This window comes from Bifidobacterium sp. WK012_4_13 (assembly GCF_041080835.1).
Lineage (GTDB): Bacteria > Actinomycetota > Actinomycetes > Actinomycetales > Bifidobacteriaceae > Bombiscardovia > Bombiscardovia fermentum.
On the sequence record NZ_CP129683.1, the window covers coordinates 1,173,282 to 1,189,612 of the forward strand.

12 protein-coding genes are annotated in these 16,331 nt (G+C 56.5%); 5 read left to right on the plus strand and 7 right to left on the minus strand.

The genetic code is table 11. The annotated features are described in order from the left end of the window. Positions 1-95 precede the first annotated feature (95 nt). On the plus strand, positions 96-686 hold the full coding sequence (locus QN062_RS04805; protein WP_369342548.1) for a manganese efflux pump MntP family protein: 591 nt from the start codon (positions 96-98) through the stop codon (positions 684-686). A 60-nt stretch (positions 687-746) separates the two neighbouring features. Here QN062_RS04805 and QN062_RS04810 read toward each other — a convergent pair whose 3' ends face one another. After that, positions 747-1,529, minus strand: coding sequence for a hypothetical protein (locus QN062_RS04810; protein ID WP_369342450.1), 783 nt, complete (start codon positions 1,527-1,529; stop codon positions 747-749). 263 nt (positions 1,530-1,792) lie between these two features. Here QN062_RS04810 and QN062_RS04815 point away from each other — a divergent pair, with 263 nt between their 5' ends. From QN062_RS04815 to valS, 4 genes are all read left to right on the plus strand, one after another. Further along, positions 1,793-2,554: a winged-helix domain-containing protein gene (locus tag QN062_RS04815; RefSeq protein ID WP_369342451.1), complete on the plus strand. Its 762-nt coding sequence runs from the start codon at positions 1,793-1,795 to the stop codon at positions 2,552-2,554. Positions 2,555-2,583: 29 nt separating this feature from the next. Continuing rightward, positions 2,584-3,261, plus strand: coding sequence for an endonuclease III (nth, locus tag QN062_RS04820; protein ID WP_369342452.1), 678 nt, complete (start codon positions 2,584-2,586; stop codon positions 3,259-3,261). Then, entirely contained in the window at positions 3,258-4,889 is a 1,632-nt protein-coding gene (locus QN062_RS04825) for an ABC transporter substrate-binding protein (RefSeq protein WP_369342453.1), read from the plus strand. Before nth ends, QN062_RS04825 begins: the two co-directional genes overlap by 4 nt. Before the next feature lie 268 nt (positions 4,890-5,157). After that, complete coding sequence (gene valS / locus QN062_RS04830; protein WP_369342454.1) at positions 5,158-7,893, plus strand: valine--tRNA ligase; 2,736 nt, start codon at positions 5,158-5,160, stop codon at positions 7,891-7,893. A gap of 257 nt (positions 7,894-8,150) precedes the next feature. Here valS and QN062_RS04835 read toward each other — a convergent pair whose 3' ends face one another. The 6 genes from QN062_RS04835 to gatB form a co-directional block, all read right to left on the minus strand. Then, positions 8,151-8,543: a chorismate mutase gene (locus QN062_RS04835; protein ID WP_369342455.1), complete on the minus strand. Its 393-nt coding sequence runs from the start codon at positions 8,541-8,543 to the stop codon at positions 8,151-8,153. A 511-nt stretch (positions 8,544-9,054) separates the two neighbouring features. After that, positions 9,055-11,073 carry a transcription termination factor Rho gene (gene rho / locus QN062_RS04840; RefSeq protein ID WP_369342456.1) on the minus strand — a complete coding sequence of 673 codons (2,019 nt, stop codon included), beginning with the start codon at positions 11,071-11,073 and terminating at the stop codon, positions 9,055-9,057. A gap of 298 nt (positions 11,074-11,371) precedes the next feature. Continuing rightward, positions 11,372-13,027: an NAD(P)/FAD-dependent oxidoreductase gene (locus tag QN062_RS04845; RefSeq protein WP_394854686.1), complete on the minus strand. Its 1,656-nt coding sequence runs from the start codon at positions 13,025-13,027 to the stop codon at positions 11,372-11,374. A gap of 53 nt (positions 13,028-13,080) precedes the next feature. Further along, positions 13,081-13,395, minus strand: coding sequence for a DUF2469 domain-containing protein (locus QN062_RS04850; protein ID WP_094692472.1), 315 nt, complete (start codon positions 13,393-13,395; stop codon positions 13,081-13,083). A 3-nt stretch (positions 13,396-13,398) separates the two neighbouring features. Further along, positions 13,399-14,622, minus strand: a complete 1,224-nt coding sequence (locus QN062_RS04855; RefSeq protein WP_369342458.1) for a GNAT family N-acetyltransferase — start codon at positions 14,620-14,622, stop codon at positions 13,399-13,401. 199 nt (positions 14,623-14,821) lie between these two features. Beyond that, positions 14,822-16,324 (minus strand): Asp-tRNA(Asn)/Glu-tRNA(Gln) amidotransferase subunit GatB, encoded by a 1,503-nt coding sequence (gene gatB, locus QN062_RS04860; protein WP_369342459.1) that lies wholly within the window; start codon positions 16,322-16,324, stop codon positions 14,822-14,824. Positions 16,325-16,331: the final 7 nt, after the last annotated feature.

Consider the following 16,331-nt stretch of genomic DNA (forward strand, 5'->3'; position numbering starts at 1 on the left):
GGGTAGTCATTTTTGGCCTTGTAGTAGGGCTGAGCGGCTATTACTCTGTCGTTCACAACGAAGACATCGTTATCGTCAATGTGAATGGACCAATCGTGTTTTTTGAAGTGTTTGCTATTTCGCTGGGCGTCTCCATGGACGCCTTTGCCGTATCGATAAGCAAGGGTCTGAGCATACGGCGCACCACAGCCCGCCAATGCGCCTCCGTGGCACTGTGGTTCGGTGGATTCCAGGCACTGTTTCCGCTCATAGGCTATTTTGCGGCAGCAGGACTTCGATCATACATAACATCAGTCGATCACTGGATCATATTCGGCCTGCTCTCAGCCATCGGAGCAAACATGATCCGCGAAGGCATCGCCGAGCAGAGTGACGAAGAGCATCGGATGGAGTCCTCCTTTGGGTGGCATGCGATGCTTCCGCTTGCTGTCGCGACAAGCATCGATGCCTTTGCAGTGGGCATTGGAATCTCGGTGGTCTCAGAGGGAATCTGGCCAATAATCATCACGATTGGCATCATGACAGCTGCCCTGTCCATCGCAGGCCTGCGAATCGGCAACGTATTCGGCTCACGTTGGCGCAAACCTGCCCAAATCTGCGGTGGCAGCGTGCTCATTCTGCTGGGTCTGGAAATATTGCTCGATCACCTGGGCTTCTTCGAGGCCGTTCGCGCAATGCTGTTCTAGCCGCGTTCCATTGCCATCGAAAGCATCCAAGGCTCAGATGATGGGGTGGGCTGACCCTGATCAGATCAGCACAAAGAAGACGGAGATGGCCACGAGGTAGGCGACCACTCCGGCAAACATGACCGGAAGAATGGCGATGCCGATCCAGGTGTGCTGATCACCATCCTTGATGTCTCGCCACCACAGTGTGGATGCCACACCAACCGAAAGCAGTGCAAGCATGGCAACCAGGCCCACTATGACGAGCGCCATCGCAAGCCTTTGCTGATAGGAATCCGCAAGGGTCACGACCATGAATGCCAGGAACGGCCATGCACCGGCTGACACGCATGCGATCGCACCGAATATGCTCTCGGACAGGGAACGGATCAGGTGAGAGCGTTCCTTTCTCGCCATCTGCAACGCAAAGTCTATGACGATGAGCAGTGCCGCAAGTATCACGAATACGGCTGCCCACGGAAGCAGGTTCTTCGCCCGGCCTCCAATGACAGCAGGTTCAAGAAGCGCCTTGAGTTCCATAATCGAGAATGCCAGCGAGAACAGTCCCGCGATCGCAGCGACGATGCGACCGAACCATTCGATCACAAGATTCGTGCCTTGCGCATCCGAAGTCTTGAATGGCCAGAAGACAACGAACGCTCCCAGAAGAACCAGACCAATCACCGTGCTCCAGACAAGCGTGGGAACGCCAGAGGAGAACAGGGCAAATGTGCAGGTGCCAAGGATCATGACGGCATAGAGGCAGACCTGGACCGTGACGACCCTGCCGACCGACCCGACCGACCTTGCGGACATGGTTGATCCCTTTGCGCGTCTCTCCAGCTGCAGACTGTCATCACCCATAGTGTCAAACCTCAGCATTCCTTGCAATCAAGGGATAGCGCTCACCGGCGCAATGCCTTCGGAGCCACGCACCCTTCCCTGTGTAACAATGTAGCGTGAACTGTCCACAAGGGCTTGTACAAATACAAGAAACCTTATGAAAACCCCAGACGACGAGAAAATGAACGCATCGTGAACGGGGCATCTTCCACAGGCTTCTCAAGACTGTACAATTGAACTGCCTGAATGAGAATGGCAATTCTTACATACTAGGGGGATTCAACGTGACCGACTTGACGCTGATGACGTTTGCAGCAGATCCTGCGTCAGTGCTTCCCTCCCTCGCGCTGCTGTCCCATCGTGTTCGCGTCCTGCCCATGGATGCGGCATCGCTGGTGAAGATGCCAGAGAACACGATACTGTTCCTCGATGCCCGGGATGACCTTGCAACCGCCAAGACGCTGTGCAACCTCATCAGGGCGTCCGGATTGTCGACTCCTGTGCTTCTGATCCTCACCGAAGGCGGTTTCACCGTCGTGAACTCGTCCTGGGGCATCGCCGATGTAATCGTGAATTCGGCATCCCCTGCCGAGGTCGAAGTCCGCCTGCGCATCATCTCGGAGCACAGCAACGGATATGATCCGGTAAGAACCAAGTCGCAGCATGTCAGTTCTCACGACGACGACGGTCAGATCCGGTCTGGAGAACTGATCGTTGACACGAATGGCTATACGGCAAGCCTGTTTGGCCGTCCCATCGACCTTGCCTACAAGGAATTCGAACTTCTCAAATATCTTGTGCAGCATCCGGGCAGGGTGTTCACACGCGCCCAGCTGCTTCAGGAAGTGTGGGGATACGATTACTACGGCGGCACGCGCACCGTCGATGTCCATATCAGAAGGCTGCGCGCAAAACTCGGTGGCGAATACGAACATCTTATCGGCACGGTACGAAACGTCGGCTATCGTTTCGACCCCCCGGAGGGCAGCGAGCGCGAAGCTCAGGCCCAGGAGCAGGCGAAACAGTCCAGCCACTCAGATCAATGAAGCGTTCTTCGGCAAGGATGGCATAAGGTTTGGCAAGGGAAACCCGTCAGCAGCGCAGCGAGCGCATTCATTCCGACTATGAGATTCTCAAGAGGCTCTATCCCGACGCACACTGCAGCCTGAATTTCGAATCTCCCTTTCAGCTTGTCGTTGCGACGGTTCTGAGCGCTCAGACCACCGACGTTGGCGTGAACAAGGTCACGCCAAGGCTGTTCGACCGGTATCCCACTCCCGAGGCATTGGCCGCCGCCAATCCAGAGGAATTGGAAGACATCATTCATCCGCTCGGCTTCTATCATGCCAAGGCCAGGCATCTCATCGGTCTTGGCAGCACGCTCACAAGGCAATTCAACGGCGAGGTGCCCCCGGCAATGAATAAGCTTGTGACACTTCCAGGTGTGGGCAGAAAGACGGCCAACGTCGTGCTGGGCAATGCCTTTGGAATCCCTGGATTTCCAGTGGACACCCACGTGATGCGCGTCACTGGCCGATTGCGCTGGAGAACTGACTGGCGTTCCAGGCATCCGGATCCGGTGCACGTGGAGAGGGAGATAACCTCATATTTCCCTCCTGAGGAGTGGACGGTGCTGTCCCATCGGCTGATATATTTCGGACGAGAATATTGCACGGCAAGAAGCAAGGATTGCCGTGAATGCCTGATGCGGGCGGCTGCAGATGCCGCGGCTGGTATACACTCGGCGGTATGAGCAGTCATCGAGCGGACCATGCACGCATGCAAGGCAAGGCGCAGCCGACAGATTCCGGCAATGGCAGCTCTCACGGAAGACCTTCCGGACGCGCAGGTCTTGCATCGTTCATGGTCTTCGTGCTTATTGTGGCGATCCTGGGTGGAGTCTGCTGGGGTGGCTGGCTGCTCTACAGCAGCAAGGATGAGATTCTAGATCATGGCATTTCCATGCCTGGCAAATCCATCTCGATTGGAACCACATCCGCTCCCTCATCGTTAGACATTCGCAAAGCTTCGGGCGACGCCATCGAGCAGGCGCTCATAGGCAACGTATATGAGACGCTCGTCAGTCAGGACGCCTCAGGCTCTCCAACCGCAGGACTTGCGAAGTCATGGAAGATCTCCGACGACGGACTCAGCTATACGTTCCACCTCAATTCGGGAATGCATTTCTCGAATGGTGATGCACTCGATGCAAGCGATGTCGTCTGGTCCCTGCGACAGGTCGTGACAGGCGGCTTCGTTGGGTCCAGCAGCCTTTCCACCTTGTCTTCGGTATCCAATCCCAACGCCACGACCGTGGTGCTGCGCCTGGCAAGCCCCAACCCATTGCTGCTGCGCGAGCTGTACGGACGCGTTGGGATTGTCTATGACAAGGATGCGAAGCTTGACTACGCATCCCAGGCTCTTGGCTCAGGGCCATATACCCTGAATTCATGGCAGGCCGGGAAGACGCTTGTCCTCCAGCTCAACACCAAGTATTGGGGAAGACAGCCAACTGCCGTCACCAAGGCCACCTTCCGCTACTACTCCGATTCTGCCGCCATGCTCAGCGCCCTGCAAAACAAGAAGATAGACATTGCGACGCCGCTTGCGGCGAGCTCGATGACGCAGGCGAATCAGGATGCCAAGGATTCGAAGATCTCGCTTGTCACCGGCAAAGGCGACGAAACCCTGGCCCTGGTGTTCAATGCACGAAGCGATTCCGTGCTTTCGGACCAAAGATTCCGCGAAGCGGTGAGATACATGCTCGACCATGCGAGCTTCGTCGCGGCCCAGAAGGGTACGGCAAGCACCATCGGCGGCCCTCTGTCGCCTCTTGACGAAGGGTATGAGGACTTGACCGGGCTGCATCCGCACGACACCGCCAAGGGCACGCAACTGGCCTACTACTTCCCTCCGAGCTACTACAACGGAAGCCTTCGCTTCGTGTATCCCCAGTCATATGGATCTGCAGTAGGCGATCTGATAAAGAGCCAGCTCGCCGCTGGTGGCGTCCCTGTGACCGTGACGATGGTCAGCGACGCTGACTGGAAGAGCACAGTCGAGTCCAGGCACGACTTCGACATGACCCTGACCACGATGTCAGGAGCCTCTGATGCGGCCTCATTCGCCGACCCGGACTCACTTTCAGGATATGACAGTCCAAATGCGCAGAGCGAGTGGAAGACCGTCGAGGCTTCACGCAACGACGCCTCGTATAGAACGAACATAGCTGCGTATGCAAGGACCGTCTCAACCGAATCACCTGTTGACTGGCTCTATGTCTCGACCCCGGTAACCGCCTTCAACCACACGGTGACGAATGTGCCGTCCAATTCAGTCACCCGCTATTTCCCCCTTCGGGCGATCAGCTCGGCGCAATGATCGTTCGGCGTAGACATTTCGATGCTTGAATGTGCTGGTTCGTGCAGTCCTGAACGCTGCTTCTTCCCCTATTTGAGCCGAGATTGCAAGTTTTTGGCACTTCGTCGAGCATACAGACACAAAAATGGCATGATATCGGTCCATATTGCAACGATTTCGACGATTCATACTTCACCAAGTGCCAAAAACTTGCAATCCGAGCGCAAAGCTGCCCAGCAGTGGCCCTCACAACCCATCTTTGTCACGCTAAATTCATACACTTGCGAGTATGACTGAGAAGCAAGGACCAATATCCGCTCGACTGACCCCACTCCCCGACCGCGTTGCCGTCGATGGTCTGGAATCCAAGTGGCAGAATCAATGGGAAACATCTGGAATCTATCAATTCAAGCACAATCGCGACCGCTCACAGGTGTACTCGATCGATACCCCTCCGCCAACGGTTTCCGGGCATCTGCACGTCGGCCATGTGTTCTCATACACGCACACCGACATCATCGCCCGATACAAGCGCATGCGTGGCTTCGATGTCTTCTATCCGATGGGTTGGGACGACAACGGCCTGCCGACCGAACGCCGCGTGCAGAACTACTATGGAGTGCGCGTCGACACCTCACTGCCCTATGACCCCGACTTCAAGCCACCATTCGAAGGCACGGAAGGCAAGAAGCTCGAGGCGCGCGACCAGGTTCGCATCTCGCGTCAGAACTTCATCGAACTGTGCGAAAAACTGACCGCTCAGGACGAGAAGCTGTTCGAGGATCTTTGGCGTTCGCTTGGTCTTTCCATCGATTGGTCGCAGACCTATCACACGATCGGTGAACATCCACGCCGTGTGGCGCAGAAGGCATTCCTGCGCAACCTGGCGCGAGGCGAAGCATATCAGCAGGATGCGCCTGGTTTGTGGGACGTCACCTTCCAAACGGCAGTCGCTCAGGCCGAGCTTGAGTCACGCGAATATCCTGGCTTCTATCACAAGATCGCATTCCGCTTCGAAGATGGCACGCCACTCTACATCGAAACGACCCGACCTGAGTTGCTGGCTGCCTGCGGCGCACTGATCGCCCACCCAGACGACGAGCGCTACAAGAAGTACTTCGGTCAGAAGGTCTATTCTCCACTGTTCAAGGTTCCCGTGCCGATTCTCGCGCATCCGGCCGCCGAAATGGACAAGGGGGCCGGCATCGCGATGTGCTGTACCTTCGGCGATGTGACCGACGTCGAGTGGTGGCGCGACCTGAAGCTGCCGACCCGCTCGATCCTGCAGCGCAATGGCCGCATCGTCGGCGATGTTCCTGGCTGGATCACCGACGAGCATGGCCGTGAAGTCTTCGAGGAGACCTCGGGCAAGACCGTGTTCTCCGCACGTAAGATCGTCGTTGACGAGCTGCAGAAGAGCGGTGACCTGGACGGCGAGCCGACGCCGACCAAGCGCATGACGAACTTCTATGAGAAGGGTGACAAGCCGCTTGAGATCGTGACCTCGCGTCAGTGGTATCTGCGCAATGGCGGCACCGATGCGGCCCTGAACGCAGAGCTGATCGAACGTGGCAAGCAGCTCAGCTTCCACCCCGACTTCATGCGCGTGCGCTACGACAACTGGGTGCACGGGCTGAACGGCGACTGGCTGATTTCTCGCCAGCGCTTCTTCGGCGTGCCGTTCCCGCTGTGGTATCCGGTCAAGGCCGATGGTGAGACCGATTACGCTCACCCGATCACGCCGAACGAAGCGGATCTGCCGATCGATCCGACAAGCGACGTTCCGCAAGGCTTCGACGCCTCGCAGCGCAATGTTCCCGGTGGATTCACCGCTGAGAGCGACATCATGGACACCTGGGCAACCAGCTCACTGACACCCCAGATCGTGACCCATTGGGCAGAGCCTGGCGAAGAGAACGAGCAGCTGTTCAAGTCCACCTTCCCGATGGATTTGCGCCCGCAGGGGCAGGACATCATTCGTACCTGGCTGTTCAGCTCCATTGACCGCGCTCACCTTGAGAATCATTGCCTGCCGTGGTCGAATACCACACTTTCAGGCTGGATTCTCGACCCCGATCACAAGAAGATGAGCAAGTCCAAGGGCAACGTGGTCGTGCCGAATGAGCCGATCGAGAAGTTCGGCGCCGACGCGGTGCGCTATTGGGCCGCATCGGCCCGTTTGGGACTCGATGCTACATACGACGTCGGTCAGATGAAGATCGGCCGTCGACTGGCCATCAAGCTGCTCAACGCCACGAAGTTCGCCTTGGCGATTGGCCGCGAAGACGAGAATCATCATGTCGCCTCCGCCGCGAGCGTGACCTGGAACCCGGACGATGTGACCGAAACCATCGATCGCGCAGTCCTGAGCCGTTTTGGCCAAGTCATCGCAGCCGCGACAGATTCCCTCGAAGCATATGAACACTCGAAGGCTCTCGAAGTCATTGAAAGCTTCTTCTGGGACTTCTGCGACGATTACATCGAACTGGTGAAGAACCGCGCCTATGGCACTGCAGACGCCACTGGCAAGATTCCTTCTGAAGCTGCCATACAGTCCGCACGCACCACGCTTGGTCTTGGACTCGATGCCTTCGCCCGTCTGCTTGCCCCGTATCTGCCATTCTCCACCGAACAGGTATGGAGCTGGATGCATGATGGAGCCGGTTCCGTACACACTGCTGGATGGCCTGACGCTGCACTCTATGCCGATGCAGGCAAGGGTGTGAACATGGACGTGCTGACTTGGTCGGGCAGCACTCTTGCCGAACTGCGCAAGATCAAGTCTGAAGCCAAGGTTTCCATGCGTACGCCAATCACCAGCGTTTCGCTGAGCGTTCCTGCAGAGGCTGTGGATGCGGTGCGCTCCTCACTGATCGATATTGCTGAAGCCGGTCGAGTCACCGGCGATATCGACATTGAGACCGCTGCAGTTCCAGATTCCGATGCGCAGGATACCGAAGCGCCGTCGATCAGGGTCATCTCAAGCACCTTGGGCGAACCACCGGCAAAGAAACCCAGAAAGTAGCCGACTTCTTCTATCTTCATTCTGAAGTTAGGGCTGCAAGTGCATGGAGATGACAGTTTCATGACTGTCTTCTCCATGCACTTTCCCATATTCAAGACGAAATAACCGCATATCCATCTTCGCTGACGCGGGGCTTGCAAGTTTTTGGCACTTGGCAAAGTATCAGACCCTCAGAAGCCGCATAGCTGCGACCAGATCAAGCCAAAAATCAGCGTTTATACTTCGCCAAGTGCCAAAAACTTGAAGGCCCACTGAAATCATGCGAAGACGTCAAGGACACCGGGATTGCCGCCTGACTCTGCGATGCGTCTGTGACGCTTCTTGGCCTCGGTGACCACGAACTCCCTGTACTTTTCGGCTATTTCGGGATCGAGCCCGGCATCTATGGCTATCCGGTTCAGGCGTGCCATCTGACGGTCCTCGCGCTGATAGTCGGCGGGTGCAAAGCCTGCCTTTGCCTTGACGACGCCTACCATCGACGTGTATTTGAAACGTTCCGCAAGCAGGGAGACGATGGCGGCATCCACATTGTCGATGGACTGTCTCAGTTCTCTTATCTGCTCGACTGCCTTGGCATTCTGAGGGTTCTCGGCAGCCATGTTCCTGTCTATCGTGGTCGAATTCTCATCTTCAGGTTCAGCATCGCTCATAGCCTCAAGAATAGCCGGGAGCTATAACCAATCAGCTGACCGAAAACGCATCGGCATCCGATGCATCTCAACGAAGAATCGCTTGTGGCCAGTGGAGTCGTGCATGATGCGATCGTTTTCCGAATGCTCCTGTTTGCTCTTGCTCTATGTGACAGTTTCGCATCCTTATGGCAAGTTTTGGGCACTCGTCTGAGTACAGACCGATGCAACCGGCCTCATGAGCCGCGTGTTCCACCAGTATCATGCCCTTTTCGCGCCTTTATACTCTGATGAGTGCCAAAAACTTGCAATCCCGGCCTGTGAAGCAGTACCCATGAATGTCCGTCAGCCGCAGCCGGATGCAGAGAACGCCCTGCATGCCACCACCATGCGGTCATGTATCGTCGCATGCTCCAAGCAGAAGAACAGCCAAGCTTGTCAGAGCTTGACAAGCCATCGGCGCTCATGCAAATGCCCTCAATGTCAGAAATGACATTGAGGGCATTGTCGCATTGCTGCGGACTGAGCTGAATCAGGCCTGAGGGATGTTCTGGGTCAACGCTGCAAGGAAGTCCTTGTTCGTCATGGTCTTCTTCAAGCGTGGCACCAGTGTCTGATATGCCTGCTCCGGCTCCATGCCACCGAATGCACGGCGCAGACGATAGACGACCGCCAACTCGTTCGGAGGGGTGATGAGCTCTTCGCGGCGGGTGCCGGAGGCATTGATGTCGATGGCGGGGAACATGCGCTTCTCGGACAGTTCGCGGGACAGGCGCAACTCCATGTTGCCAGTTCCCTTGAACTCCTCGAAGATGACCTCGTCCATCTTGGAACCGGTTTCGACCAAGGCTGACGAGATGATGGTCAGGGAACCACCGTTCTCGATGTTTCGTGCCGCTCCGAAGAACTTCTTCGGAGGATACAGCGCCTGCGCGTCCACACCGCCGGAAAGGATTCGCCCAGATGCAGGTGCGGCGATGTTGTATGCGCGGGCAAGACGGGTCATCGAATCGAGCAGCACGACGACATCCTGGCCAAGCTCGACCAGACGCTTCGCCCGCTCAATCGCGAGTTCGGCTACGGTCGTGTGGTCCGATGCGGGGCGGTCGAAGGTCGAGGAAATGACCTCGCCCTGAACGGTGCGCTCCATGTCGGTGACCTCTTCAGGACGTTCGTCGACCAGCACGACCATCAGATGCACCTCGGGATTGTTGGTCGTGATCGAATTGGCGATGTTCTGCAAGGTTATCGTCTTGCCTGCCTTTGGAGGCGAGACGATGAGTCCACGCTGCCCCTTGCCGATTGGCGAGACGATGTCGATCAGACGCCCGGTGATCTTGTTGGGCTGCGTCTCCATGCGAAGGCGTTCCTGCGGATAGAGCGGCGTGAGCTTGCTGAAATGGGGACGTGCCGAAGCATCTTCGACGCTCATGCCATTGATCGTGTCGATGGACTGCAGAGGAACGAACTTCTGGCGCTGGTTGCGGCGCTCCCCCTCATGCGGAGGACGAATCGAGCCATGGACGGCGTCGCCCTTGCGCAGGCTGTACTTCTTGACCTGCCCCATCGAGACATAGACGTCGTTCGGTCCTGGAAGGTAGCCTGAGGTTCTGATGAAGGCATAGGAATCGAGCACATCGACGATGCCTGCGACGGGAACCAGCTCCTCCTGCCGTGCATCCTCGCGCTTCTCCTCCTCGCGGGATTCGAAATCATGGTTGCGGTCACGTCTGTTGCGGCCCCTCCGGTCATTGCCTCGCTCATTGCGCTCCGACACATCATTGCGCTCGCTGCGATCCGAACGCTCGCCGCGATCGTTGCGTGTGCCGCGGTCGCGACGGTCGCGTGTACGCCGACCGCCGTCCTGGCTCTCGCCACGCTCATCATTCTGACGCCGTGACGAACGCTCGCTGCGATTGGGAAGCGCTGCAAGGATATCGTCAAGATCGCGGACCTTCTCATGATCCTGCTCCGCATTGTCCTCTGACGAATCATGCTTGCGGCTTCTTCTTCTCAGAGGAAGCGGAAGGGCGTTGGAGCCATGAGATTCATCCTTGCCTTCACGACGTTCGTCACGCGCCTCACCGCGCTGTTCACCCGCTTCCGTCCGTGACTCGTCGATGCCAAGCGCATCGAAGAGATCGTTCGAGCGACCCTGCCCGCTGGTCTTGCTCCGCGGACGCTGAGCACCGCGCTGACCGGCATCCGAGGATGACGAAGGCTGGGCGGCATCTTCAGATGCTGCGGCCTCCTTGACCGGAGCACTCTTGCGATTGCGGCGCCGAATCAAAGAACGTTCTTCGGGAATTGTCGGAGAGATCCCGGAATTGTGCTGTTCCTCAGCCGATTCGGCTGAAGCATTGACCGAAGGCGTCTGCTTCGGAGACCTGACGGTCACGCCCTCAGGCGCGGCGCCACCAGTACGTGCTGCCTGTATGGTCTCAACAAGTTTTGGCTTACGCATCGTGGATGTTCCACGCAGACCCATCTGCTTGGCGAGCTCTTTAAGCTCAGGCAGTTTCATATCATCAAGATTTTGGCTTGTTGCCACTGTATAATGCCTTTCCTACCGCTCGCTGACACAATGTCAGGCGTGGCTTGAAAATGATTGCAGATTCATCTGCATATGAATATCCGAGGCTGTCCCAGCAATCGGACTCCACATACCTTACAACGCCCCATGGATTCTTGCAAAATAAAACGCCATGACTATCCCGAAATGCAAGAATCCGGCAAGGTGGTTCATCCACCCTGCCGGATTCAGTCGCTACTCCTGCCTCACAAATCCAAGTTTCACACCCATGCTGAAGGTTGTGAAGATTTGTGCGAGGTGCAGTTGGAGCGCTGCCTCACTTTTCCTCGTGATAGCTTTTCTCCGTATTCACGTTCCATACGTTTCGTTTGGACGTTCGGCCGTTCTCGATATTGCTCACAGCCTCCATGGCGGTCGCCATGGAATGATCCTGATTATTGTAGTGGTGCTGACCATTGCGACCCACGCAATACAGATTACCGAAGGAATCCAGCCACTCGACAAGCTCTGGCATCTGAGGATAGGTGTCGAAGTATGCAGGGTATGCCTTGGGCACCTCTTCGCGATGAGAATCAATGACATCCTGAGGGCCGTTGATGATGCCCATGCGCGTGAGCTCGCTGATCGCAAACTTTCTGGCGTCATCTTCTGAGAGATTCCAGAAGTCATCGCCTTCATCGCAGAAGTATTCCAGGCCGATCCACACCGTGTTCTCGACATCCTTCACGAGATATGGACTCCAATTGTTAAAGACCTGAAGGCGTCCGACCTTGTAGCCGGGGTCTTGCACATAGATCCAGCAGTCTGGAACGATAGGCGGATGCCCAAGGGTCGGAATGCTTGTGGTGTTGCGAATCCTTAGCTTCTTGACAAGAAGCCCGATCGTGACGAAGTCGCGGTATGGCAGGCCATTGGCAATGTGCTGCATGTCCTTCGGCGCTGACTTCGGAGACTCCGCGATGGCATGCACCAGATCCTTCACAGGCATCGAAGAGATGACCTGGTCGGCCTTCAGCTCGACTCGTTCGCCCTTTGCATTGGAATACACGACACCGGATATTCTGCCTTCGCTCTGATCTATCTCGACGACCCTGGCATCCGTAAGCACCTTGACACCGGCATCGGTGCAACGCTTTTCCACGGTTTCCCAGAGTTGACCTGGACCGAGCTTGGGATACCAGAATTCCTCGATAAGGCTCGTCTCCACCTCGCGGGAGTCACGCTTCTTCGGCATCAGCTTCATCACGGCATTCTTGAGCACACCGATGATGCTCAGGCCCTTGACGCGCTGCGCGCCCCAATCGGCGCTGATCTGGCTTGGCGAACGACCCCAGAGCTTCTCGGTGTATCCCTCGAAGAACATCGAGTAGAGCTTGCGCCCAAAGCGGTTGATATAGAAGTTCTCGAGATTGTCCTCAGGCAGCTTGTGGACGCAGGATTTCAGATAGCTGAATCCAGCCTCCATCGTCAGCTTGAAGCCCAAGGCCTTCAAGGTATTCGCGGAAAGCGAGATGGGATAGTCGAAGAAATGGTGGTTCCAGAAGATACGCGACACACGGTGGCGCTTGAGCATCACCTTGTCTGTCTTCTCTGGGTCCGGACCTCCGGGCTCCAGATCGTGGTGGCGTCCCAGCTTCCTGTCATCGTACGAGGGAGCGCCCTGCAGTGGAAGCATCGTCTTCCACCATTCCATGATTCTGTCGTCCTTGGAGAAGAATCTGTGGCCTCCAATGTCCATTCGGTTGCCGTTATGCTTCACGGTCCTTGATATGCCGCCGAATTCCTTTGTCGCTTCAAGAACGGTGACATCATAGTCGGTATTGCCATTCTTGACGAATTCCCAAGCTGCGGTGAGACCAGCGGGGCCTCCACCGACAATCACTATTGATTGCCTTTTCCCTGAATCCTTGTCTGTGGATTCTTGTTCAGTCACAGATGCCTCCTCTTTCTCTACATCAATTCCAAAACACATACAGATGCCGTCACTGCCTGCAATCCTGAATAAGACTACATATTGTTGAGAAGCTATGGCATCTCTTCAGGAATGTCGATGTCAGATTTCTGCACTTCTTCCACATTCACGTCCTTGAATGTGACGATGCGGACATTTTTCACAAACCTGCTTGAACGATACACGTCCCAAACCCAGGCATCGGTCAATTGCACATCGAAGTACACATCGTTGCCCGCCGAGCGGACATTGAAGTCAACCTTGTTCGCCAAATAGAAGCGTCGCTCGGTTTCGACGACATAGGTGAAGAGCTTGATGACATCCCTGTATTCACGATACAGGGCAAGCTCCGCCTTGGTTTCGTAATTATCGAGATCCTCAGCACTCATATGTCAGTCTTTCCCGTCTTCTGGTGTCTGCCTATGCTTCGTACCCAGACTACGCCACCATGCACGCTTCGACGGCTTTCGGGTGGTTTGGTTATAAGGCCATTCGACCTGATCCGAAGCTTCGTCCGAGTCCTGTCTGCGACTGCCGAAATGCCAGTTCGATGACGGATTCTCCTCATAGGCCGCGCGCTGGGCGTCCTGTCCAATGGCATCAGGGGAACGTCGGTTCATGGAATCATCAGACGCTGATTCCATGCCCTTCGGAGCCTGCTGATTGGTTGGTGCCGAATCCGCAGCGACATTCCCTGCCGTCTGGGCATCCGTCGTCGAAGGCACCTTCGGCGCATCGCCGGTGACGGCGCCGCGACTCACCGCATTGATAGGCCCCTTGCCGATTCTGTCGGCAACGATGCCACGCTTGCTTTCGATGTGGTGCGGCTCAGGAGCGATGTGCTGCACCTGCATCGCCTCCTTGACGCCTGGATTTTCCTCAAAGACATGCATGCCGAACGCGTCGAGCGAACGAATGGGATCATACTCGTCGACGAGCGTGTCCATCACGATGAGATCCTGATACTTCCCAGCCTGATCGTCCCACAGGGCATCGCGTGAGACGCCAAGTGGAAGGAATCCCAATGACTGATACACAGAAATGGAGCGAGTGTTCTTCTCGGGAATGCTCACCCAGATACGGTGAAGGCCCAGACCGACAGGTTCCGGGGCAAAGCCATAGGTCATCACGCGGGGCATCGCATCCCTGGAATAGCCACGACCACGATAATCACGGCCCAGCACGACCTGGATCCGTGCGGAACGAGCCCAGCCATCGATGTCGATAAGGAAGATCATCCCAATGACGCGATCCATGTCGGATTCCTCATCGACCGCATTGTCGGAATCACGGTCTGTGGGTTCTGCGACCAGCGCCCAGGCAACCGTACGCCGAAACTCCGGATCGCCAACTCCCGATTCCACGGTTTTCTGTCCCCAGGTCCAGGCAACCGATCGGCGGACCCAGGTGCGAACGACGGCACGTTCCGTCTGCCTATCCTTGCCAGTGATTCCAGAAGCGTTGTAGAAGGCATCCAACTCTTCCATTCGCGACAGGTCATCGAGCGTGGCCGGACGTAGATGCACCATCTCCCCCTTGATGTCAGGAATGATGATGCGCTCCGGAAGTTCTCTCGACTGACCGGATAATGACCTGTCCCCAGTGCTGCGTGTCATGATGCCACTCTCGAATTCGACGATTCTTTATCCGATACGATAATACTGCGTCACCTCCACCGGCAGTATCACCGTAAGTGAATGGGAGCTCACAGTTGCCTGACATGCCGCTGAATGTCGAGAAGCACCGAGATGGCACGACGTGGCCATGTCTACGCAATCTTCGTCGGTATTCAGCGGTGCATGGAGCGACCGGCCATCACTTCTGATGAATCTTCTGGATGACGATCTTGCTGACGGCCTTGGCATCGGCCTGGCCATGCGTTGCGCGCATCACGGCACCGATAATCGCTCCCATGGGCTTCATGTTGCCAGAACGCAGCTTTTCAGCAACGTCTGGGTTCTTCTCAAGGGCCTCTGTGACGGCACTTTCCAAGGCTCCATCGTCCGAAACGACCTGGTATCCATGCTTGGCAACGACCTCGGCTGGCGTTCCTTCGCCCGCGAGCACGCCGGCAACGGTCTGCTTGGCGAGCTTATCGTTGAGCTTGCCCGTGGTGACCAGGTTCTGCACATCGGCAACGTTCTGCGGCGTGATCGACAGCTCTTCGAGAGATACGCCCTGCTCGTTGGCGATTCTGGACAGTTCGCCCATCCACCACTTGCGCGCGCCCGCCGCATCGGTTCCAGCCTTGACGGTGTCTTCGATCAGATCAAGCGCGCCTGCGTTCACGGCATCGCGCATTTCCAGATCGGAGAACTTCCACTCCCCCTTCAACCGTGCCCTGCGTTCACGAGGCATCTCCGGCATGTTCGCCGCCAACTCATCGATGTGGCTCTTGGTCACGTGCACCATGACCAGATCCGGATCGGGGAAGTAGCGGTAATCGTTCGCATCGGACTTGACGCGTCCACCTGCCGTGGTCTGGGTGGATTCATCCCAGTGGCGTGTTTCCTGCAGGATTTCGCCGCCCTTGTCAAGAATCGCAGCCTGACGGCGAATCTCATAGGTCAGGGTCTTTTCTATGCCCTTGAACGAGTTGACGTTCTTGGTCTCGGATCGCGTGCCCAACTGATCCTGTGGCGTCTTGCGCAGCGAGATGTTCACGTCGGCACGCATATTGCCCTGCTCCATGCGAGCATGGGAGATGTTCAGCGCGCGAACGATGTCACGAATAGTGCGCACATAGGCACCGGCGATCTCAGCGGCTCTCGCCCCTGCACCCTCGACTGGCTTGGTCACGATCTCAATGAGCGGCACGCCTGCGCGGTTGTAATCGCACAGGGAGTGATCCGCACCTTCGATGCGGCCATCCGCACCGCCGACGTGCGTGTTCTTGCCGGCATCGTCCTCAACGTGAGCACGCTCGATAGGGACGCGGAAGATCTCACCGTCATCCAGCTCGACATCCAGATATCCGTTGCCATTCAAAGGCTTGTCGTACTGAGATATCTGGTAGTTGCGCGGCATATCAGGGTAGAAGTAGTTCTTGCGTGCGAACTGGCTCCACTCGGCGATATCGCAGTGCAATGCAAGGCCAAGCTTGATCGCGTAGTCAATCGCAGTCCTGTTCACCACAGGCAGGCTTCCTGGCAATCCGAGCGAGACAGGGGTCAGTTGCGTATTCGGCTCGCCACCGAATTCGATGTGGGCCGGGCAGAACAGCTTCGTGTTCGTGCTGAGCTCAACGTGGACTTCCAGACCGAAAACCGGATCGTATTTCTTGACGGCATCGGCAAACTTCATCAATGTATCAGCCATGATTCCT

Coding starts and splice junctions, on each gene's coding strand:
- gatB (WP_369342459.1), bottom strand. CDS start 16,324: ATGGCTGATACATTGATGAAGTTTGCCGATGCCGTCAAGAAATACGAT.
- QN062_RS04835 (WP_369342455.1), bottom strand. CDS start 8,543: ATGAGCGATGCTGAACCTGAAGATGAGAATTCGACCACGATAGACAGG.
- QN062_RS04850 (WP_094692472.1), bottom strand. CDS start 13,395: ATGAGTGCTGAGGATCTCGATAATTACGAAACCAAGGCGGAGCTTGCC.
- valS (WP_369342454.1), top strand. CDS start 5,158: ATGACTGAGAAGCAAGGACCAATATCCGCTCGACTGACCCCACTCCCC.
- QN062_RS04845 (WP_394854686.1), bottom strand. CDS start 13,027: ATGTGTTTTGGAATTGATGTAGAGAAAGAGGAGGCATCTGTGACTGAA.
- QN062_RS04810 (WP_369342450.1), bottom strand. CDS start 1,529: ATGGGTGATGACAGTCTGCAGCTGGAGAGACGCGCAAAGGGATCAACC.
- QN062_RS04855 (WP_369342458.1), bottom strand. CDS start 14,622: ATGACACGCAGCACTGGGGACAGGTCATTATCCGGTCAGTCGAGAGAA.
- QN062_RS04825 (WP_369342453.1), top strand. CDS start 3,258: ATGAGCAGTCATCGAGCGGACCATGCACGCATGCAAGGCAAGGCGCAG.